Source organism: Flavobacterium psychrophilum (assembly GCA_001708385.1).
GTDB classification, from domain to species: Bacteria; Bacteroidota; Bacteroidia; order Flavobacteriales; family Flavobacteriaceae; genus Flavobacterium; species Flavobacterium psychrophilum_A.
On sequence record CP012388.1, the window covers coordinates 3,406,092 to 3,427,983 of the forward strand.

A 21,892-nucleotide genomic window follows, 5' to 3' on the forward strand; every position below is an offset into this window, starting at 1 on the left:
TGACAGCCCTTTTCTATTATAACAGGTATTTTTTATTTTGTATTGGCATCTACCCAGTTGGCAAAGGCATCGGCGAACTTTTTAAGAAAATCTGCGGTTGATGATTTTACAAGCTTGCCTTTTTCGTCAAACAATTCATTAGCCATGCCAATATAGGCTTCCGGCTGCTGCATTGCAGGAACATTTAAAAACACTAGTGACTGCCTTAAGTGGTGATTGGCTCCAAAAGCGCCTATAGCACTGGGGCTAACACTCACAATAGCACCTGGTTTTCCGTCCCATACGCTACTGCCATAAGGGCGTGAGCCTACATCAATAGCATTTTTAAGCACAGAAGGGACAGATCGGTTATATTCCGGGGTAAAGAATAATGCTCCATCAAAGGTTTTCATTTCATCCCTAAAGCGTTTCCATTCTGCCGGAGCATCTTTGTCAAGGTCTTCATTGTACATTGGAAGGTCGCTAATATCAACAATGTCCAGTTGTAAGGTATCTGGGGCAAGTTCAATTAGAGCTTCCGCCATTTTTTTGTTAAGCGATTCTTTTCGTAAGCTTCCAACCAAAACAGCAATTTTATATGTCTTCATATCGTTAAATAGTTATATAAACATAAAGTTAGGGGTTCATTATCTGTAGCCCGAATAAATTAACAGAACTTTAGTCTGAGATAAAACTTATATAAATTCAGAAGCGGCTTTATAACCTTCGGGGAGGTAACTAAGGTATTGCACCATTCTAGGCGCTTTTCCACGGTTTGGTGTGGCACAATGTGGTAGTGTGTTATTCCAGATAATAAAATCACCTGCGTTGGCAGCTATAGGTATTGGTGTTAATGTTTGAAGTGCCTTATCTCTGGGACTTTCATGTGGTCGTACATTAGCAAGCCAATTCTCAATTGTTTTATGAAATCCCGGTACGCAATGAAATGCACCATCATCAGGACCGCAATCTGTTAGGTATAATAATCCCTGAAGCGCAAAGGGTATGGGCGTTTTTAAGCTTACATCCCAATGCAGCGCACTACCTAAATATGTAAAGTGATTGTTTTCGGGTGGGTTAAAGCTAACCTTATCTATTGTCCTATAAACTTTTTGGGTTTTGTAAAGCTGTTGGTATGCTTTTTTTATCCGTGCAGAAAACCTGTTCTTGTTGAGCGTTTCATGGTCAAAGAAACTAACCATTAATCCTCGTTGCTCTTCATGCCTTACATACCATGAAGTCTTATCATCGGGACTCATCCGTAAAAAGTCCCATATTGCTTTTTGGGTAGCTTCGCAATCGGGTTTACAAATAGCTTTGCGTACAATTACATAGCCGTTGGTGTTATAGAAGTCGAGGTCTTCGGGAGTAAGTACATCTTCACGCAGGTCGTCCGGTTCTACAGTATCTTTCCTGTTAGCATCTACCCAGTTTTTAAAGTTTTCGTGGGTTGGTTTTTCACTGTATAAATAACGCATTGTATCTTCCATGCTTATCCCCAAACGATAGAGGGTTTCCATCTCGACCTCCCATGAATCTGCATTTTCTGACTCAGGTGATACTGAACGCTGCCATAAAGTTTCAAGGATAGTATGCGGCATAATTTCGTTTAATGATAATTTGAGTATCAAAAATAAGAAAGTGAACCGCTTTTATTACAGGTGTTTTTACCTGATTGTGGTTACGGATTTAATGTTTTTGAGAGATAAATACGCCTGTGTCCGTTTGGAAAGTTGTTTAACTCGCCAAAAGGGGTATAGCCATTCTTAAGGTAAAAGCCTTCTGCCTGAAAATCGAAAGTATCTAAAATCGAAATTGTTGCGCCTTTTGCTGTCGCAAAGTCTTCGGCATGCTGTAAAAGCTGTTTGCCTATGCCTTTACTGCGGTAATCATCGGCTACCCATAGGATTTGTATTTCAAGCCCGTTCCAATATCCAATACCGCCCAATATGCCGCCAATAACCTCTCCCACTTCATTTTTTGCGACAAATTCAACTGGTGTCCATACATCTGCCAACGCAGCAGCTTTACTTAAATTATAGCTGTTTATACCGTTTATTACTGTTTTTCTTTCTTCGTTCTGTAGTATTTCAATAGTTAGATTATGCGGCATAGTAATAGCATTGCTTGGTTATTTTTTGGTTTTTAAAACTCTGTACAAAGTAAACGATTGTTGCTTATTTCCGTCCTGATAAATAGCTTTAATCTTTTTTGGAAGCGTTTTCACGTTGGTAGTCAGATCGGTTAAGACAAAATGAGATGCATTGAGGGCCGATTCAAAAAGTAAGGTGCCATTCTTTTCTCCGGGCAGGAATACAGAAACCTTTCCCGTTGCCGTGTCTGTTGTTTTAATTTCACTTCCTAAATATAGCCGTCGGCTAAGGTGAGTACAACCTTCACTTTTGGCAGTTTACCATTGTATACAATAGTTTCATATGCTTTTTGTGCACTAGCCGAAGATGAAAATAGCACAAGTAAAAATAGAATACAGAACTGTTTCATAAAGGTTTAATTACGTAGCTATCCTTCTCCTGATGAGTTGTAGCACTTCTTCTGTATGATGTTTATTATCGCCAAGATAGGGCAGGTAAAATCCTCCGGTATTGGTATAAATGTAAATAGAGTCGCCATACATAGCATTGGGTATTACTACAATATCTGTAATATTGGTAAATGGAAGATATTTTACAGGCTTCTTAAAGAACAAGCCAAACACATTGCGACTTTTAGAAGGTGTCCAGTCTACGTCAACATAATAAAGTCCTTGTGCATCCATCTTTAGCTGAACTATAGTATTCCTGCGCAGGAAAACATATAGCCCAAAAATTGCCATACCAATGCCGATTAGTCCAAAAATAATTGAAATATAGGTATATGATTCGGAAAAATCGGGAGGGATCTGAAAACCCGAAAATAAGAGGTAACAAAACATTAGACCAATAAACATGAAAGCAATGCCAACTAATGTTGGCCGGATTGGCGAAATTTGTATGTTCTGAACTTTTGAGGAAAATCCGTCGGTACCAATAGCCGTTTTATTTTTATTAAATAGCATTACGGCATAAACGCTTACAATAGTAAGACTAAATACTGCAAGAAAAATGAAGATAATAATGTAGCTGCTAAACATAACGGGCTTTTGTTTAAAGATACAAAAGCCCGTTATTAATTTATGCTATTTTGGCAATCTGTTAATAATCATATTAGTGCCTGTCAAAAAGGCGATACTATTGTATGGTCTTTTCGTCCAGGTACTGTTTCCATTTATGGCTTTCAAATTTGTCAACCAGCTTGTTGTTTTTGTCTATAATGTAGCATGTTCGTGAACAGTATTCACCTCTGTAACTATCATATAGTTCCTTATTTTCTTTGACGGAAACATTAATCTGAAGCCCATCAAGATCTTTCCTTATGTCTGAATCTAAACGAAGCAGGTTGATTTTATCGCCGTATTTTTCTCTAATTTCATAATAGGCTTCGGTCGATTCTTTGTCGCCGCCACATTCGCAGGAATTCAGGATAATAGTGATTTTGTTATGCAGGTCGGCAGAATTTACAATAGCACCGGCAATAGTTACACCTTTAAATCCGGGAGCATTCATACCAATTTGCAATCCTGTTTTTTTGTCGAAATCCTTGTCTTTTATTAAGGTGATATACTCTCCGTTATTGCTAATGTTTTCAAAGCGGTAAAATGTATTGTTAAGCCGAATATATTCGCCCATCTTTAAATTATCTTTTAAGACTACTACATCTTTTAGTTTGCCGTTATCATTTAAAAGGGCAATTTCAGTTATATTCGAATAGGAAAAGACTGCAGGGCTACGCGGATCTGCAATTCCAATTTTGTATTGTTTTTTACCGAGAGTGATATCTGCAGTAAGATGCTCATTTTTTCTAAAAAATAATGTGTTGTCATAAACACCCAGTTCTACCCAGGCAGAATCGCGTACTATTTTATGTCCGTTAGATATTAAGAAAGTAGTCTTGGCAAGATGATCAGAGCGGTCCCATATCAGTTCTTTTATAGGATGTATAGCATCGTCTGTAAAATCATGATTATTATTCTTATCTACAATAAACACTTCTTCATTATCCTTTGTTCCTTTTAGAATGTCAATATAATTTTTGTTTTCGTGTACGAATTCTGTTAATAATTGAAGGCGTGTGATATTTTCTATCTGAGTTGAAAAGGTAACCGGATATGTAAATGATTTGTCTGCCGGATCTTTAAAATCCGGATTCACAGCTCCTATCATAAACAAGCCCTGACCCTTTTGCTTTTGTGTGCGTATAACGAGTGTGTCATTAGTAGCTGAAAAACTATTCATCTCTTTGGTAAGACTACTGCATCCGGACAGCATACAAATAAGAACTAGGGCTATTAGTAAATATTTCAAGATATATAGGTTTGGTTGATTAAGAATTGCCTCACAATAAAATAACGAAACTATTTTTAATTGATTATTCGTTAGGAGAAAAATAATAGTTTTTATTTAGGAAGGAAAGTATTTTTTAAAGCTCTATTACTACTTATTTGTCAATGGTTTTGATTTGACGTATTTTCAACTTCAACAGTAATTACAGGCCTTTTACGGATAGGTTATTTTTTATTTTACAATAGTCTTCAACGTTATTTACTGTTTTTGTTTGAAATATCTTTGCGTTTATCAGCAATAAGAAAGTAAATACTATGTCATTTCATACCATTATAGAAAAACAGCATTTTGACGTAATGCACCAAAAAGAATTTTTTAATACAGAATTTAAGAACTGTACGTTTTCATCTATTTCGCTTACCGATTTTTCCGACTGTAAATTTACAGCGTGCGACCTTAGTAATTGCCAGGTGATGGGCACCGGACTGCAGGATGTTACGTTTACCGATTGTAAGCTTATGGGGATTACTTTCTATGAAGCAAATGATTTTGGTTTTGCAGTGCACTGCATTAACTGCGTGCTGGATTATTGCAGCTTCGACAATAAAAAAATGAACAATAGCAGTTTTAACGATTGCAGGATTCACGGAGCAAGCTTCAGAGAGGCCGATCTTAGCAGGGTTAAGCTTAAAAATTGCGATTTTCTGCACGCTATCTTTGTCGGTACAAATCTTTTTGGGGTCAACTTTACTACAAGTACAAACATAAGTATGGATCTTTCGCTTAATAAAGTAAAGAAGACAAAATTTAGTGCAGCAAGCCTTGGCGGGCTGTTAGGGCATTTTGATATTATTATAGAATAATATTACTAAACTTACCTAGTGTTAATAAATGCCGGATACTATTCCGGCATTTATTATTTATTAAGTTGACTTAAATGCTCTATCAAACTCTCAATACCCCACGGAATCCCCTCGCAGCATAATAAGAATCTGCACCGTTATGGTATAAAAACACTTTGTTGTAGCGTCGGTCGCAGAAAACAGCACCGCCAAGTTTTCGAATTTCGTCAGGCGTTTTAATCCACGTTGAGGTTTTGATATCAAAAGTACCAAGCTGTTGTAGCTCGCTGTATTGTACTTCGTCTAAAATATCAATACCCATTTCGTGAGCCATATTTACAGCACTGTTTTTGGGTTTATTTTCTTTTCTGGCTTCAAGCGCTTTATGATCATAGCAAATACTCCTGCGACCCTTAGGGCTTTCGGCTGCGCAATCATAGAAAACATATTCGCCTGTCTTTTCATCAAAGCCAACAACATCGGGTTCGCCCTCGGTTTCTTCCATGAGGTCAAGCGACCAGAGCTTTTCAGGATTGGCTTCAAGTTTTACCTGTACTTTATTCCATTCGATGCCTTTGTGGCGGTCGGGGTTTTTCTCGAAACGGGTTTTTAAAATATCAAGAAGTGCTTCACGCTGTTCTGCTGACAATTCTTTTTTAGTACTCATATCTTGGTTGATTGGATTGGAATACTAAGATAACATAATCGCTTAAAAATTAATATACGTAATAAAAATATCTGTTTTTTGGTTTGGCTACACAAAACCGCAATTACACTACATCCCAAAAGTACTATCGAACGAACTTTGATCTATCATTAAATCAAAATAAAAAATTATGGCACATCAAAATGAAACATTAGCCAATAAGTCTGAGAAAGTATGGTTTATTACGGGGTCTTCACGTGGTTTTGGGCGTGTATGGACAGAAGCAGCATTAGAACGTGGCGATAAGGTAGCTGCTACAGCGCGTAATCTGGACAGCATTGCAGAACTAAAAGAGAAATACGGCAGCAATGTACTGACGTTGGAACTTGATGTCACTAATACGGAACAGGTAAAGAAAACTGTAGAAGAGGCGTATAACTACTTCGGCAGGCTGGATATTGTTCTTAATAATGCGGGTTATTCTCTTGTAGCTACAATTGAAGAAGCCAATGCAGATGATGTTAAAGTACTATACGAAACCAATATTTTTGGGCCGCTTTCTGTTATTAAAGCTGCTATGCCATTACTAAGGAAACAGGGCTTCGGACACATTATTGGTACTTCTAGCAACCTTGGGCATGTGACACTCCCTGTTATTGGGTATTACTGCTCTTCGAAATGGGCTTTTGAAGCCATACATGAAAGCCTTGCAACAGAAGTGAAGCCATTCGGAATTAAAGTTACTATAGTTGAGCCGGGTGCTTATGCTACCGAATTCGGAAGCCAGGAGTCGATACGATTTTCGGGTGGGCTTGACGTATACAACGATTTTAAAACTGAATTTGTAAATAGCCTGAGAGATTTTGAAAGAGGCGACCCTGAAGCCACACCGCAGGCTCTTTTTCAAGTAGTTGATTCAGAAAATCCGCCGTTGCGATTTTTCCTTGGCAACCAGAATTTACCCTGGGTTAAAAAGGCGTACGAAGAAAGACTTGCTACGTGGGAAGAATGGGAATCTGTTTCTAACTCGGCGCAGGGCAATTCAAAATAACAGGTTTTTAAATTACAACCGGTATAGGCACATTGCCGGTTGTAATTTGATTAGATTTACAACTATGAAAAAGGAAGAAAACAAGTACCACAGATTCGAATCTTTATCCGATGCACATCGTGCGCTTGGACTGCCTAAGCCCTTGCATCCGTTAATGAGTATTATTGATAACAGAAATAATACTGTTGACCTGAGTAAGATGCCGGAATCTCATGTTCTTTCGTTTTATAAAATATCGTACGAAGGGAAAATGGACGGGAAACTAAAGTACGGACAGGGTTACTATGATTTTGATGAAGGAGGATTATTGTTTGCAGCCCCTAATCAACTCATAAGCAGTAGTGGGCAGGATAGAAAGCACTCCGGTTACGGTATATTCATACATCCCGATTTTTTTCTGGGTTATCCTCTTGCTAAAAAGATAAAACAATATGGTTTCTTTTCGTATTCTGCCAACGAAGCACTACACCTTTCTGAAAAAGAAAAAGAAACCGTCTTGGCCATTTTTAAATTTATTGAGGATGAACTTAGCAGCAGGATAGACGATTTGAGTCAGGATGTTATTATCTCCCAGATAGAATTACTTCTCACGTATTCTGAACGTTTTTACAAGCGTCAGTTTATAACCCGGAAAGCAGTCAATAATGATCTGCTGGGAAAACTGGAAAATCTTTTAGACGATTATTTTGCTAACGAAAAAACGGTAGAGCAGGGGTTGCCATCTGTACAGTATCTATCGGAACAGTTAAATATTTCACCGAGTTATTTAAGTGATATGCTACGTTCTTTAACCGGGCAAAATGCACAACAGCACATACACAATAAGCTTATTGAAAAAGCAAAAGAGCAGCTCTCATCTACAAATTTAACGGTGAGCGAAGTTGCTTATACGTTGGGGTTTGAACATTCGCAGTCGTTCAGCAAATTTTTTAAAACCAAGACCAATCTTACGCCGGTACAATTCAGGCAGTCGTTCAACTAGTTTTAACCTTTCAAGATCATTTCTGCTGCATCTTTACCGCTAGTTAATGCGGCCTCAACAGTGCCCATTGCCGGACCATCGTACAGGTATTCGCCTGCAAAGTAAATGGTATTGCTTACAGGTTGTTGTAAAAGTTTGCGGGCTTCATGGCTTTCTACAGTATCATAAGCGTAAGATCCACGCGTAAAAGGTTCTGCTGTCCAGTTGGCAACATGCCAGGCAATAAGTTTACCTTTAAGTTTTTCAGATTCAATTTTAAATATGTTGCTAAGCGAGGCAAGGGTAAGCTGTAGAATTTCCTCATCAGGCATATCTTTTTTCTCGTAGGCAGGAATACCTCCGAGCCAGCCTGTTAGCAATGGGCTGTGCGCAGGAGCCTGTGTCCAGAAAGTAGGCACTGCTTCCTCTTCACAGAATAAAAATCCCATGGTAGAGAGGTCTGCTTTTGTTAGTTGAGTGATAGCATCGTTCTCCCAAAATATTTCATCAAATTCAAGTAATATCTTTATTACAGATCCGAATCCCATATTTTTTATTGCTTCGGTCTGCTTTTGGATGGCGGGGTAAAACTGTATCGCTCCTTCTGAAGTATCAGATGCCTGAAGTACACCTAAGGGCAAAGCAACAATTATCTTTTCGGCGCTGTAAATGCTACCAGTAGAAGTAATTACTTTTACAATATTTTCGTCCCATCTTATTTCTTTTGCAATAGTGTTTAGCAGAATTTCATTTCCACCGTCGCGGCATACACTAGAAAGGTAATCTGCAAGCGCACCATACCCGCCGTTTACGCGGTGCTGTGCATCTTCGTCTTCATGGTTCCATTCGTTGCGAAGGGCAAAGGTACTGGCATCCTTAGTATCGGCAGTATCATACCCGCCTACATAGTTTTCAACCTGACTGCGCATTTTTGCAAAGCTACTGTCTGTAAAATTTTGTTCGAGAAAATCATCCAATGGCGTGTCGTGTTTTAACTCGTTAACTTTTTCAAGAAAGTTGTCCCAGCCTTCTACAAATTCTTCACTCTGCGTAAATGTATCGTCATGGTATTGCCACATCTCAAAGCGAACATCAGAATTTTCAATTCCGGCCTCTTCAAGCAGGTGAAGTGTAATGGGCAGATCGCCATGAATAAATTCAGCCCCTAATTCGGTAGGGTAGGAGAAAGCATCATTATTTATTGTATGTATACGCCCACCGATACGGTTACGCGCTTCGAAAACGGTTACAGATTTACCTGCCTTTGTTAAGGTATATGCTGCCATTAGTCCGGCGGCTCCGGCACCAATTATTATAACATCAGTACTTTTCATTTTTTTACGATAGATACAGTTAAGATACTAATTTTTACCTATCGGTGATAATAAGCCAAATGGGTTAGATATAGTGTGGTAAGTTTTACTGTCTAATGCTTTATAGCGTCAATCAAAAAGCCCAGGAGTACTGTAGCGATCAAAAATGTAATTATTCCTAACAGATAGGCCGCTAACCCCTTTAAATAACTTGATACTTTTCTTTTATCAAAGAAATTTCCAATTGCCCAAATGCAATATACTATACTTGAAATACCTGAAACGGAGAACAGATCTATTTTTGTTACTCCCTGTATAAGTGCGAAGATTGCTAAAATCAGCATCCCGGTTCCCATTACAAAACACAGTAGAATTAATATTTCGAAAAAGTTATAATCGTGTTTCCTAAAAAATAGCTTTAACCAAAGAGAGATGAATACGCCCATTATCATATTAGCGTAACCATAATGGCCTTGTATCCATTTAAAAATAGAGGTTGTTGCAGAACTTTCGTTACCCTGATAACTGATATATTGCTCTTCAAGATGAAAGAAATGATTTATTACCGTATAGATCAGGGAGGTAACTATTATAAATATAACAGGCTTTACCAGTCTGCTTCTGTTGTCGGTAATAAACTCTTTAATATTTTTACCGGGCCTTATAAGTAACTCTTTTACAGTATACAAAATGCCTTTTTCAAAATGTAAAACATGTTCAATTTCATGTATTACATAATGACGGTCAACTCTTTTAAGCTGTACTGCCTGTCCGCAGTGGCCACAAAATTTAGTATCTACTGTAGTATTGCAGTTTCTGCAATTTAATGCCTCCATTTTTTTTGAATTACGGAATAGTAGTACATAATTACATTTTTTATCTGATAAAAATATTTTTCAGCATAAATATTTTCAATTAAGAGTTGAAATAAATATTTTTATAGCACGTATTATGCTGTTTACCAAAGTAACTAATACAATAACTAAGCGCAAGAATAAGTGCTGATTTACGTTTATATCTAAGATGATGAAGAAGGAGTATGCTATAGTAGATATTGAGACCACAGGCGGTAATGCAGGTGGTAGCCGGATTACAGAGATTGCAATTATTATTCATGACGGTATAAGTATTGTAGACCGTTGGGAAACACTCGTAAACCCGCAAAAGGAAATCCCTATTCCCATTTTTGCGTTGACGGGTATCAATAATGAAATGGTGCGTGATGCTCCCATATTCGACGATATCGCGCAGAAAGTTTTCGAGATGCTTACCGACCGTGTTTTTGTGGCCCACAACGTAAATTTTGATTACTCGTTTGTACGCCATCAGCTGGAAGAGTCCGGCTTTAAGTGGACGGCAAGAAAGCTGTGCACAGTGCGCGCTTCAAGAAAAATAAAACCAGGGTTAGGTTCCTATAGCCTGGGGAATCTTTGCAGGTCTTTAGAGATACCTGTAGAGTACAGGCATCGCGCAGGCGGTGATGCGGATGCAACCGTAATTCTGTTTTCAAGATTATTGGAATGGGATAGCGAAGGGGAAATCGACAAGATGGTTAAGAAGACAGCACAAGACCAACGCCTTCCACCCAACCTTCCGCCGGAAGACTTTGAACAATTGCCTGAAAAACCAGGTGTATACTATTTTTATAACCAGGCCAAAAAAGTAGTGTATGTAGGTAAGGCTGTCAACTTGAAAAAGCGTGTGGCTTCGCACTTTAGCGGACATAAAATTACGCCGCAGCGACAACATTTCTTACGGGATATACATGCTATATCTTTTGAAGTCTGCGCTACAGAGTTAATGGCATTTCTGCTGGAGTGTACCGAAATTAAAAAGCTATGGCCTATTCACAATAAAGCATTAAAACGCTTTGAAACAAAATACGGACTCTATGAGTACGAAGCTCGAAGCGGGTACAGGTATCTTGCGGTTGGTAAAGTCAATAAATTTCAGGCGTGTATACAGGTTTTTAATAATTTACAGGGCGGAATTAATTTGCTTCGCAATCTTGCAGAACAGTTTGACATAGATTATAGGTTTTGCAAGTACTGTACGGAAAGTGAAAAAGAAGTCTTTCAACAACCGGATCTTTCCCATTTACCTAATGTTATAGATCATAACGAGCAAATAGAAAATGCTATTGATTTCGTTTTACAGAACAGGCCAAGCTTTGGTATTATAGACAAAGGCAGGTCTAAAGATGAGCGCAGTTGTATTTGGGTAGAAAACGGTCACTTTTATGGGATGGGATATATCACTACCGATGTTGCCATTACTGAACCATCTGAGATAAAAGAGTATGTTACACCTTACAAAAGCAATAATTATATTATGCAGTTAATTTATACCTACGCGCAAAAATATCCCGGTAGGGTGATTGTGAAAAATAAAACTTCTACCGATTATATACCGATATGAAAGCAGTAGGAATTGACGGGTGTAAACATGGTTGGGTTGCTGCGTGTTATGATGAAGAAAAGGTTTTGTTATTTAAAAATATCGATGATGTTGTTGCCTATTATGGCAATGATACCAAATATCTGATAGACATCCCCATTGGGCTCGCGAGTAAAAAAATGCCTGTGCGCACTTGCGAAAAACAGGCAAGGACAGTGCTTCCGGTAAAAAGAAAATCGAGCGTATTTGCGGTTCCTTCCAGAGAGACTTTATCTGCTGTTGATTATCCCAAGGCAAACGAGATTAACAGAGCTATATTAGGGTGTGGTATATCGAAGCAATCATGGTTTATACTCCCTAAAATTGAAGAGGTTGACGACTTACTAATCGATAAGCCCGAAATTCGGTCGATAATAAAGGAATCACATCCTGAAATAGCTTTTCAGTTTTTAAATGGAGGATATTATCTGATGCATACAAAAAAAACGCAAGAAGGTAGAGCCGAAAGGTTGGCGATATTAAATAAGCACAATGCCAAATCAGGACAACTTTTTGAAGAGGCACTTAGAAGCTATAAAAGAAAGGAAGTAGCAGAGGATGATATACTTGATGCGCTGTGTTTATCTTTAACGCAAAGTTTGATAATCTCACAGCCGGCAAGTCGTAGAACTATTCCGATGCATCCTGAATTCGATGATCGAGGAATTGGAATGGGTATTTATTATGCTGTTATCGCACCCTGACTATTTCTAATTGAAAGTTTTGTATATTCGAATCTATCTAATCAACACAATTCAACATTATATGGCGACACAATTTGAAGATGTAATACAGAAAGCGTATACGGAGACATTGACAAGGCATTATCTACAATGCAGCCAGACGTGCAATGGTCAAAAGCCTGGGAGGGCGGTTACATAAGCGGTCACGATGAAATAAAGCAATATTGGACAAGGCAGTGGAGCGAGATAAATCCGAATGTCGAACCGGTTGGTTTTACCGAAAGGGAGAATGGAAGTTTAGAAGTTGAGGTTCTTCAAAAAGTAGAGGACTTACAGGGAAAATCAATATTTAACGGCACAGTGAAGCATGTTTATGTGTTTGAAGAGGGTTTAATCAAAACAATGGATATAGAATTGGTATAGAAATCATCTTACCCATTTTGAGATAAGAAGCCCAACCCCTGCAATTGAGGTTTGGGCTTCTTTATGTTTAGGGAAAATCTAATTCCTAAATTATTTTCCAGTAATTTTTTTGCGGTGTTCAATGCCCCAATCCGTAAGGTTATTAATTATGGTTTTTAGTGTTAGACCGTGCGCTGTAAGTTCATATTTTACAGTTATTGGCTGGGTATCTAAAACCGTTCGTTTTACCAATTGATTTACTTCCAGCTCTTTTAACTCCTTACTTAGCATTTTGTTAGAAATACCAACTACATCATTCAGGATGTCAGAAAATCTCCTTTGGTTGTAATAGCAAATAGAAGAAATAATAGCAATTTTCCATTTTCCGCTCAGCACATCCATTGAGTCCTGAACAGCCATCATTTCTTTTTTATGTTCTTTTTTGAAATCTTTAATGCACTCCATATGTTACTTTGTTACCTCGAGGTTACTGTTACTTTTCGTTACAAAGTTACAAAAGTATATTTAAGTGTTATAGCTTTGTGTCATAATAATTAAAAATTTCAAAATGAATTTCACAAATAAAAATGTTGTTATAACCGGCGGAAGCACAGGTATCGGACTGGCGACTGCAAAAGCATTTATCAACGCAGGAGCAAACGTTTGGATTACCGGTAGAAATGCCGAAAATCTGCAAAAAGCAAGCGAAGGGATAAACAATCCAAAATTGAAAACCATCGTTTCTGATACTTCAAATCTGGCAGATATTACGATTTTAGAAAAAGCAATCGCAGACAGCGGAAGCAAACTGGATGTTCTTTTTCTTAATGCAGGGATAGCAGTATTTGCAGCGATAGATCAGGTTACAGAAGCAGATTTTGATGCACAGTTTAATGTGAATGTAAAAGGGCATTTCTTTACATTACAAAAATTGCTTCCGCATCTGGCAGACGGAGCTTCAATATTATTTACTTCCTCAACGGTTGCTACGGCAACAAATTCAGGAACAAGTGTTTATTCAGCAACTAAAGGAGCATTAAATAAAATCGCTCAGATTGCAGCAAACGAACTTGCAGAAAGAAAGATTCGTGTGAATATTGTTAGTCCGGGGCCTGTACAAACTCCTGGATTAGAAAATGCCATACCTGAAGAAGCAAAAGGACATTTGGCTGCCGCAACAGCTTTGCAGCGACTTGGCCATCCTGATGAGATTGCTAAAACGGTTTTATTCCTCGCTTCCGAATCAGCGAGTTTCATCACCGGAACTGAGATAGTAGCTGATGGAGGTTACCTTAACTATGCTTTAAGATAAATTTTAAAAAGCCTTTAGAATTGTTAATCCTAAAGGCTTTTTTTATTCGGAATAATTGTCCTCAGTCCTATTAAATGCTTAAACAAGTTAATAATACTAACGCTTCAATATAAAATGATTTGTATTGAATGCCTTTGATATTTGTTTTCTTTATGATGAAGTGGACTTTATAGTAAAGGCATAAAAAAACCTATTTCCTCATGAAATAGGTTTTTTTATTTGTGACCACAATGGGATTCGAACTTATTTCTGAAAGCGCAGTAAAACCTGGCTATTCCAACTTCAATTTTAAAAGTGCCACGAAAGGCGAACAATTGGCAATTAACTTATTTCCAAACCACTAAAACTCATCAGTAACGTTTAGAAATAACAGTCTTAACAATTTGCCTGCGTAATACTCAATACTATAATCACTTGACAAATATAGCGATTCTAATTCGACTACATGCTTTTTTGTCAATTTTAAACTCTAACAAAATTAGAAGATAGATGAAGGGAAAATAAAGGAACAGAGAGCTTCAACTATTTAGAATCTCTCTGTCCATGCTTATATTCAAACATTTATCGATAAGCTCTGAAAGACCCATTAGTAATATTAAATGAGTTGCCATCGCTATCGTTTCCAGTAAAATTGAAAGTACCTTCAATATAATCCTCATTTAAAGCAGTAATGGTGAGGGTGCCATTGGTGCCATCGATAGTTACATCTCCTTGCGAATAGCTCGCTTCATACGCTTCCAAATTAGACGGTGCATCCGTGATGGTGTGCGCACCAATTGAATATTCCACTGGCATTACCAGTGTTATATCACGATATGTACTATCAAGTCCCTGATCTGCAGAAACCCTAAACTTAAGAGAGGTTGACGATGCAGGCTCCATGGTGTAGGTGGTGCCGTTAGCCTTAAACGTAATAAAAATTTCGTCGCTACCATTACCTCCATTGTTCGCATTCGAATTATCGTCGTCGCTACAGGCGAACACTACAGCTGCAGCGATAAAGATCAATAGTAATTTTTTCATAATATGGATTTTAATTGATTTTCTATATATCAAAAACATTGCCGAAATCGTTGTCTTAGATCTCGATCCAAGAATTCGGATCAAATATGGTTAAAATGTTCTCTTCTAAACTTTGCATAGCAGCGGTATTTTCGCTAACTACTTTAAAGTGATGATACATTGGGTTGCCATTGCCATCAACCAGCTGCAAACTATCATCCTGCAAATCGGTGTCTTCCAGCGGCAGGACAATATTTTCATCATTAGTTTGGAATAAGTAAATCTCATCCCAATTGCCCTGACCGTTCATCTTGTAAACATGATATTTTGCATTATACGTGGTTTTTGTCCAAAGCAGGCTGACAGAGGAGATAATTCCATTTATTGGAGCTAAAGACTGGAATTGAAGTTGCGGCGCAGTAGGTGGCTCAATTTCTACTATTAAACTTGCCACTACTTTGGAAGGCTGCGAAGGCGCATATTCAGTTGTAGTTTCTCCAGTGCTGTTAGCATATCGGACTTCCCTAGCCACCGTTATTCGGTAAAATAGTCCATCTCCATATGGTACTTCCGTCAGATCTGGAAAGTCGTCAAATACAGTCCACACACGATCATATAGGATTCCACTTTCCTCAAGGTCAATAATCTTAACCATCTGCATACTTAGAACCGATTGTGCCTGAAGCCAAGAAGTGCTTCTGTAGATAGCAACCCTTCTTATGTTTTGGGCCGGTGAGAATGCATTTATTTCCAACTGAATTTTAGGTGTTGTATCTAAGTTATTACCTAGAATTGGTGTAACTCGGGTAATTTCGGGTGTTTCCGGTGCGTTGGTATTAACGAGCTTTATCGGCCCAAGGAACGGGCTGAAATCACTCATTTTCATCTGAGTGCTTAACTCTTTGACACCGTAGAAGTATAAGTTATTTGAGGTGCCGTCCAATTTAAAGTCAGTGAACAAGGTTTGATGTGGAGATGTTCCTGAAACTTTCATCATCGGAGCCATTGAGAAGCCATCACTCCCCGGAGATAGTATACTTCCGTTACGATCCTTGATAACCTGCGGTAAATCGAGTGGCTGGTATGTTCCTCCGTTAATATATTGATAAATAACAGGCATTTCTGTCAGTGCGACAAAAGCATTATAAATCGCCCCTTTGACAAAATTTATAATTTTTGGGCTACCTACTTTCAATGTTCCCGGTTGTTCAGTAATCAGGGGCTGGCCAAGATCTTCCAGGATTTTATTGGCCCAGTCGAAGAACGCCTGCTTATCTGGATTTGGGAATTTGTAACCGTCAGGCGACACATCTGCCGGCGGATATAATTTAAAGTCACCCTCTGAAGCTAATTGTGAAAAGTTTAAAAAATTATCCCATCTATTGGTGAGGTATTCTTCATTATTTCCACCCAGGCCTGCTAGCTGTTCCCTGATCTCTTTAATGGTTTGACGTTCATACAGCGCATCCAATAACGCTTGGTCGTTCGAGCGGTAAAACAATACACCATGAGGCTTATGCTGGTACTTTGTCGTTAATGTGTATGTTGACCTGCCGAAGAAATCGGGACGTGTTGCATACAATGCACCCTCTGGCTTTTCAGGTGTTAATGCTTCCACAAGCTCTTGTGCATACATCATACATGGCGTGCTGATTTTAGAAAGGCATGCTCCTGTACTAGGATCACAACCACCATTTAAATCACGGCTCCTAAATCCAAATATGCTGTAACGCAACCCTTCTCCCGCACTGGGAAGAATACTTGGTTCATCAATATGGTAGGTACTATTTTTATATAAATATATCTTATATCCCGGATAGAAATTCACAAGGATATTACTGCCGGTCTGTATATAATCGTAGCCACTTTGCGCTGGGTCATATTCAGGATCCTGTACATAAAGGATCACATTACTTGATGTGCCTATATTTTCAATTTTAATGACCGGAAGAATTTTTCGGGTTTGGTTATGAACCGTCCCGGTACCGGCACTTTGCGTATAAATCCGAACAATTCCCTGATACCACTCAACAGAGTTTGCCGCGCCGCTGTTGTATTGCGCGTGTTGGGGCAGCGTCAGATTATTAAAGCTTATTTTATAAGTTCCTTGCTGGATACCTGCCGGATCCGCTGTAACCTGTGCCGCTCCCCAGAAACCTCTGGTTTTCTCAACCATCCTTTGCACCTGCCCATCATCAACACGCTCAATGATCTCCCGCTTAATCGTCCAGGCTGGATTACCTACCTTAACTTTGAAGGCTAAGGGATTGGGCGTTCCCCAACTTCCGGAATTCTGCATGTTTTCAATTGCCATAAATATTCCATCCGGGGCAAGCACCGGTGCCAGTAATTCGGCTGCCGGATCGCCTGACGGAAGTTCGTCTGAAACGATAGAATCACTGACCTGTTTTTTATAGACTTTAAAAGTAGGTCCGCTAGCCCCCTGTGCGACAGAATAAATGATATACTGCTGATCTGCACAAATGAATATACCACCAATGTAATTTGCCTCTGTACCGGCTGTAATTGTCGGGATCAGTGTTTCTCCTGTACTTACCACTGTATAGCTTCCTGTGGTAATAACGGACAAGGTAACATCAGCACTGTCGTTGGTAACACTGAGTGCCTTGCCCTGAATACTGTTCGGAATATGGTTCCTAAAGAAAATATCGACCTCATCAGCAAAAATTTCCTGGTTGTCGGGAAATAAAACAAGTGGGTCATTCGCATAAGCAGGATTAATAAGATCGGCATTGGAATAAGGGGAATCCAGCGGGATATTATAATTCTTTAGTTCCTGGAAAGAATGGTAATCATAGGTTAGCCTGATCAACGTCTTGTCACCGGTAATGCCGTTCAACCTGTTTTGCTCGTATTGAGAGGTCAGCAAGAGCGGGCTTTCCTGCCTGATCAGCAGTGCGTTTGTATTTGATGGTGGAAGTAACGGATTCTTTTGACGAATCGCAGTTACGATGCTCATCTCCGTATCACTGACCTTTGCGCGCGAAAACCAGTTTATTCCATAAGGCTTGTACGTATGCTGCCCTGAAGTAGTTTGCCTGTGGACGAAGTAAGCATCCTGTGGCTCCGGTATAAGTATATAACGCGTCTCAAAAAATTCAGGGCCTGAAGGGACTAGATTGTAGTACCTGTTGTCATTTGACAATTCAGGTTTTCGCCATCCGCCATTATCAAGTTTATACTTTAATCCTCCATATACAGGGATTGTCCTGATACTCGAATTGAGTTCTTCATTGCTGATGAAGAACGGTATATCATAAGATTCCTCCTGCAATTCTTTCGTGTAAATGCTAAGATAGCGGGACATTCCGTCATAAGAATATCCATCCGCATCCGATAACGCAGCGGCTTCACCATTTTCACCATCTATAAAAACACCTGGGGTGATGTGGTCCAAATCCACTGGCTGTGGAAGCCTGAAATCGGCGTTGGATGTAGGAAGGCTCATATATAAATGCTGTACCTCCCTGGTCCCTTCTCCGTCGTGCAAATCCGCTCTGGTAAAGTATTCGGCAACATAAAGCCACCTGATGGCCCCATCACCTTCTAAATCAAGAGTGCCAAGTCCCAGCATACGTGCTATGTGGTAATCATTCCCCGAAAAATTCAACATATCCAGGTTCGATATCTGCAGATAGTCAGAGGGATCAGAAGGATTGTTCTCCAAAGGAATTTCCTCCTCGGCAAAAGGATTGTTTATATCATCGCTAAGGCTGATGTATTTATCAACTACTGCGGCAATATTGCGATCACCTGGCTCTGGGACGGCATCCCATTTCTCCTGATAATTGCGAACCTTAACATATGCCTCCGCATCAAAGCGGTGCCACACACCGTTGACATCCCCGTCGGACGGCTCAAGCCTCTTGTAGGCAATCTGCTGGTCCTTGGTTAAAGCATATTCACCAAGGTCTTCCCAACCGGTGGTATCATTTACTTTTCTGATGGTTTCGGTATAGAACTCAAAATCAAGCGCTGCGACCTGGGCGTTGGAAATTCTCCAACGCGTTGCGCGGCCATTTTCCATCAGAAATGCTACCGGATTATTGAGTTGCGTACCTGAAACAGTTTTTCTGTTGGTTACATATTTGTTTGTCAACAATATATTTGCGTCAACCGAAAGCGTTTCGCTTCGTAGTTGCGAGCTGCCTGAGACCCCAGTAAGCTGATATTCAACATTGAAAAATAAATCCTTTATATTTTCTACCTCAATTAGTTCAGCACCGTAGCTGGCCATGAACTGACTGGGATCGGAAAATGGGTCTATGGATTGTTTTACCTGGTCGTATTTTGACGCGTTTCCAAAACGCACGTAAAATTCCTTGTCGCTAAACCTATAAATCCAGAGCCTGTTCGCATTATCAACAACTTCCGGCGTCTCGGCAAAGAAATCCAGCCTGAAAACATTTCTGGTATACGGTGCCTTGTATACGCGAACGTAGTCATGCTCTTTATTAAAGTTCACGTAATTGCTTGCATAGTCCCCTTTCGGTAAGTGCCTTTCGCCTAAATAACCTTTAAGTGCCCAGCGCAGGTGGCGGCCTTTGGTGCTGTCATACCCATCTGACCCTGCTGCCTGCAAATAAAGATAGGGTGATTGAAAAGATGTAATATCAGACAATTTTATAACCAAGCCCGGCCTGGTAAATTCTACATTTGCGGTATTAGGGCTCGTGCCTATACCCGTGACTAAAAAAGAAACAGTAGCGTTGGCAGGTGTAGTCGATGATTTTAGTGTCCTGTTATAAATTCCATTACCACTGGTGCTTACCCCTGTTGCCCAGGATCCTGCAGTAGTATTAATCTGAACACCATAATTACTTGGATTGATGATGTTGCCCTGCGCATCTTTCAGGGTAACAGTAATGAGCGAAGTGGAACTTCCATCAGCCTGTATTGACACCGGGGTAGCAATGATGGTACTAAGGCTGAGGTTGGGCACGCCGATAAACTGTACTGAAGCGGTATTAGGACTTGTTCCTATACCGGTAACCGTAAAGGTAAGGGTTGCCGTTTGTTGGGCGGTTGAGGATTTTAGCGTCCTCGTATATACGCCGTTTCCATTGCTAATAACATTACCCGTCCACGTACCGGCATTTGTGTTGATAGTAACCGTATAAGTATTACTAGGGTTAATCACATTTCCCTGTGCATCTTTAAGGGTTACGGTGATAACCGATGTAGCAGTCCCATTTGCTTGTATTGATACGGGATTCGCTATAATGGTACTAAGGCTGAGGTTGGGCACTCCGATAAACTGCACCGATGCAGTATTGGGACTTGTTCCTATCCCTGTCACTGAAAAAGAAAGGGTTGCTGTTTGCTGGGAGGTTGAAGATTTCAGCGTCCGCGTATATACGCCGTTCCCACTGCTAACGACATTCCCCGACCACGTACCGGCATTAGTGTTGATAGTAACCGTATATGTACTGGGGTTAATAACGTTTCCCTGTGCGTCCTTGAGGGTTACGGTGATGACCGATGTAGAAGTCCCGTTGGCCTGTATTGATACCGGACTGGCTACAATAGTACTTTTGCTCAGGTCAGGCTGTGGCTGCGGTGCCGAACATAATTTGGTGTCGGCGGTCTGCGTCATTGAAACCAACGTAAAGGTTGGGTCGGTATATTGCTTGGGTGTATAGGCGATAAGTGCTATAGTAATTGCATTTATCGTAAATTGTGTATTGGCCAAGGTTAAGGAAGCAGCAACATTTTCAGTACGGCAGGTTGCATAATCCAAAACTGCTGAAGCCGTTGCAAATTTACCGGAGGTTGTTTGGTCAGAATAGGCGTCAAAAGTATTACCTAAGCTCTTATTAACGAGAAGCGCCCTGTTTAATTCCTGCACCCACACCCTCTTGGTCCAGGAAGAGGCGGTTAGACCACTGTTTAATTTGTAGAGTTCCGTACTGATGCTAAGAGCAAGGCCGTCGCTGTTTCTATGCATTGTCTGGTAAGTAGCCGTGAAATTTCTGTCGGTGATTTTCGCAGAAATGACGTTTTTGTTATCAGCGCTAACCTCACTTAGAAAGAATCGGGTATATTGATCTGCGGCTGCAGCGGCGGAGATACTTTTACTGGTTTCTTTAGCTCCGGGATCAATCATCGTTTCAACCGTTGTCCAGGGATTGCTGTCATCCCTGTCGTTCACTATAAAGTCAAGTCCATCGTCTTTAGCCAGCGCTGATATTTCAGTTCTGGCAGCCGAGGCATTGGGATTGTAATGGTAAAATGAACCCAACACTGCATAATTCCCATTGTATAGCGGACTGGCTGCATAGATGTGAACATAGTTGTATCCTGCTAACGAACCGCTGTATGTAAGGCCTACCGATTGGGTTATGGTTAGGGAAGTATTTATCTTAATAATGGCTGCCTTTCCGTCATAGTAGCCAAACATAAACAATTCCTGGGAGCGGACCTCGTAATCGCGAATGATCAATATCGGGTTTTCCGATTGTATCTGCTTGGTTGCGATAACCGCCCCATTCGAGGGATTAATAGTATAGAATACATGATTGATTCTTTTAACTCCCCCGTTTTGCGACTGTACCTCCTCAATTTTTAACAGTAACGTTGTGCTATTTAGTGTAAATAGACGTGCAGTGGTACTAAGCCCCGTCCATACAATAGGAGTATTAGTCTTATCGTAATATTTTTTTTTCCAAATGACATTCCCCTGGCTATCGAGCCTGACAATCAAAAAATTGCCAAAGTCGGATACCAGGCCGATAAGATCGCCATTTGAAGCTTCCCATAAATCAGTAAAGTGAGCTTTATACCAGACCCATCCCCCCGATGAGGTACCGGTAAAATTGTATTTCCTTTGCCATATCATAGTGCCATTGGCATCCAGCTTGATTAA

18 protein-coding genes are annotated in these 21,892 nt (G+C 39.8%); 7 read left to right on the top strand and 11 right to left on the bottom strand.

The window, feature by feature from the left end:
- Positions 1 to 32: 32 nt before the first annotated feature.
- From ALW18_15035 to ALW18_15055, 5 genes are all read right to left on the bottom strand, one after another.
- Entirely contained in the window at positions 33 to 587 is a 555-nt protein-coding gene (locus ALW18_15035) for an ACP phosphodiesterase (protein ID AOE53715.1), read from the bottom strand.
- 87 nt (positions 588 to 674) lie between these two features.
- On the bottom strand, positions 675 to 1,580 hold the full coding sequence (locus tag ALW18_15040) for a phytanoyl-CoA dioxygenase (GenBank protein AOE53716.1): 906 nt from the start codon (positions 1,578 to 1,580) through the stop codon (positions 675 to 677).
- Positions 1,581 to 1,660: 80 nt separating this feature from the next.
- On the bottom strand, positions 1,661 to 2,092 hold the full coding sequence (locus ALW18_15045; protein AOE53717.1) for an acetyltransferase: 432 nt from the start codon (positions 2,090 to 2,092) through the stop codon (positions 1,661 to 1,663).
- Between the two features lie 399 nt (positions 2,093 to 2,491).
- Positions 2,492 to 3,109: a hypothetical protein gene (locus ALW18_15050; GenBank protein AOE53718.1), complete on the bottom strand. Its 618-nt coding sequence runs from the start codon at positions 3,107 to 3,109 to the stop codon at positions 2,492 to 2,494.
- Positions 3,110 to 3,206: 97 nt separating this feature from the next.
- Positions 3,207 to 4,310, bottom strand: a complete 1,104-nt coding sequence (locus ALW18_15055) for a hypothetical protein (GenBank protein AOE53719.1) — start codon at positions 4,308 to 4,310, stop codon at positions 3,207 to 3,209.
- A 362-nt stretch (positions 4,311 to 4,672) separates the two neighbouring features.
- Here ALW18_15055 and ALW18_15060 point away from each other — a divergent pair, with 362 nt between their 5' ends.
- Entirely contained in the window at positions 4,673 to 5,221 is a 549-nt protein-coding gene (locus ALW18_15060) for a hypothetical protein (protein AOE53720.1), read from the top strand.
- An 82-nt stretch (positions 5,222 to 5,303) separates the two neighbouring features.
- Here ALW18_15060 and ALW18_15065 read toward each other — a convergent pair whose 3' ends face one another.
- A complete protein-coding gene (locus ALW18_15065; protein AOE53721.1) occupies positions 5,304 to 5,867 on the bottom strand; it encodes a hypothetical protein in 564 nt (187 codons plus the stop codon).
- Positions 5,868 to 6,036: 169 nt separating this feature from the next.
- On the opposite strand from ALW18_15065, the gene ALW18_15070 reads away from it, so the two are divergent.
- Positions 6,037 to 6,897: a short-chain dehydrogenase gene (locus ALW18_15070; GenBank protein ID AOE53722.1), complete on the top strand. Its 861-nt coding sequence runs from the start codon at positions 6,037 to 6,039 to the stop codon at positions 6,895 to 6,897.
- A 64-nt stretch (positions 6,898 to 6,961) separates the two neighbouring features.
- Positions 6,962 to 7,879 (top strand): AraC family transcriptional regulator, encoded by a 918-nt coding sequence (locus tag ALW18_15075; GenBank protein AOE53723.1) that lies wholly within the window; start codon positions 6,962 to 6,964, stop codon positions 7,877 to 7,879.
- A gap of 2 nt (positions 7,880 to 7,881) precedes the next feature.
- On the opposite strand, the gene ALW18_15080 is transcribed toward ALW18_15075, so the two are convergent.
- Together ALW18_15080 and ALW18_15085 are read right to left on the bottom strand one after the other, a co-directional pair.
- Positions 7,882 to 9,192: a hypothetical protein gene (locus ALW18_15080; protein AOE53724.1), complete on the bottom strand. Its 1,311-nt coding sequence runs from the start codon at positions 9,190 to 9,192 to the stop codon at positions 7,882 to 7,884.
- A 92-nt stretch (positions 9,193 to 9,284) separates the two neighbouring features.
- Positions 9,285 to 10,007 (bottom strand): hypothetical protein, encoded by a 723-nt coding sequence (locus ALW18_15085; GenBank protein AOE53725.1) that lies wholly within the window; start codon positions 10,005 to 10,007, stop codon positions 9,285 to 9,287.
- A 187-nt stretch (positions 10,008 to 10,194) separates the two neighbouring features.
- On the opposite strand from ALW18_15085, the gene ALW18_15090 reads away from it, so the two are divergent.
- The 3 genes from ALW18_15090 to ALW18_15100 all read left to right on the top strand — a co-directional run bounded on the left by ALW18_15090 (position 10,195) and on the right by ALW18_15100 (position 12,713).
- Positions 10,195 to 11,589, top strand: coding sequence for a DNA polymerase III subunit epsilon (locus tag ALW18_15090; protein AOE53726.1), 1,395 nt, complete (start codon positions 10,195 to 10,197; stop codon positions 11,587 to 11,589).
- The gene (locus ALW18_15095) at positions 11,586 to 12,311 is read left to right on the top strand and encodes a hypothetical protein (GenBank protein AOE53727.1); all 726 of its coding nucleotides are present in this window, start codon (positions 11,586 to 11,588) and stop codon (positions 12,309 to 12,311) included. The genes ALW18_15090 and ALW18_15095 overlap by 4 nt, the downstream gene beginning before the upstream one ends.
- A 108-nt stretch (positions 12,312 to 12,419) precedes the next feature.
- Positions 12,420 to 12,713 (top strand): ketosteroid isomerase, encoded by a 294-nt coding sequence (locus ALW18_15100; GenBank protein ID AOE53728.1) that lies wholly within the window; start codon positions 12,420 to 12,422, stop codon positions 12,711 to 12,713.
- A gap of 90 nt (positions 12,714 to 12,803) precedes the next feature.
- Here ALW18_15100 and ALW18_15105 read toward each other — a convergent pair whose 3' ends face one another.
- Entirely contained in the window at positions 12,804 to 13,157 is a 354-nt protein-coding gene (locus tag ALW18_15105; protein ID AOE53729.1) for an HxlR family transcriptional regulator, read from the bottom strand.
- Positions 13,158 to 13,260: 103 nt separating this feature from the next.
- On the opposite strand from ALW18_15105, the gene ALW18_15110 reads away from it, so the two are divergent.
- On the top strand, positions 13,261 to 14,004 hold the full coding sequence (locus tag ALW18_15110) for a short-chain dehydrogenase (protein ID AOE53730.1): 744 nt from the start codon (positions 13,261 to 13,263) through the stop codon (positions 14,002 to 14,004).
- A 561-nt stretch (positions 14,005 to 14,565) separates the two neighbouring features.
- On the opposite strand, the gene ALW18_15115 is transcribed toward ALW18_15110, so the two are convergent.
- Both ALW18_15115 and ALW18_15120 read right to left on the bottom strand, forming a co-directional pair.
- Entirely contained in the window at positions 14,566 to 15,027 is a 462-nt protein-coding gene (locus ALW18_15115; GenBank protein ID AOE53731.1) for a hypothetical protein, read from the bottom strand.
- A 55-nt stretch (positions 15,028 to 15,082) separates the two neighbouring features.
- On the bottom strand, positions 15,083 to 21,865 hold the full coding sequence (locus ALW18_15120; protein AOE53732.1) for a hypothetical protein: 6,783 nt from the start codon (positions 21,863 to 21,865) through the stop codon (positions 15,083 to 15,085).
- Positions 21,866 to 21,892: the final 27 nt, after the last annotated feature.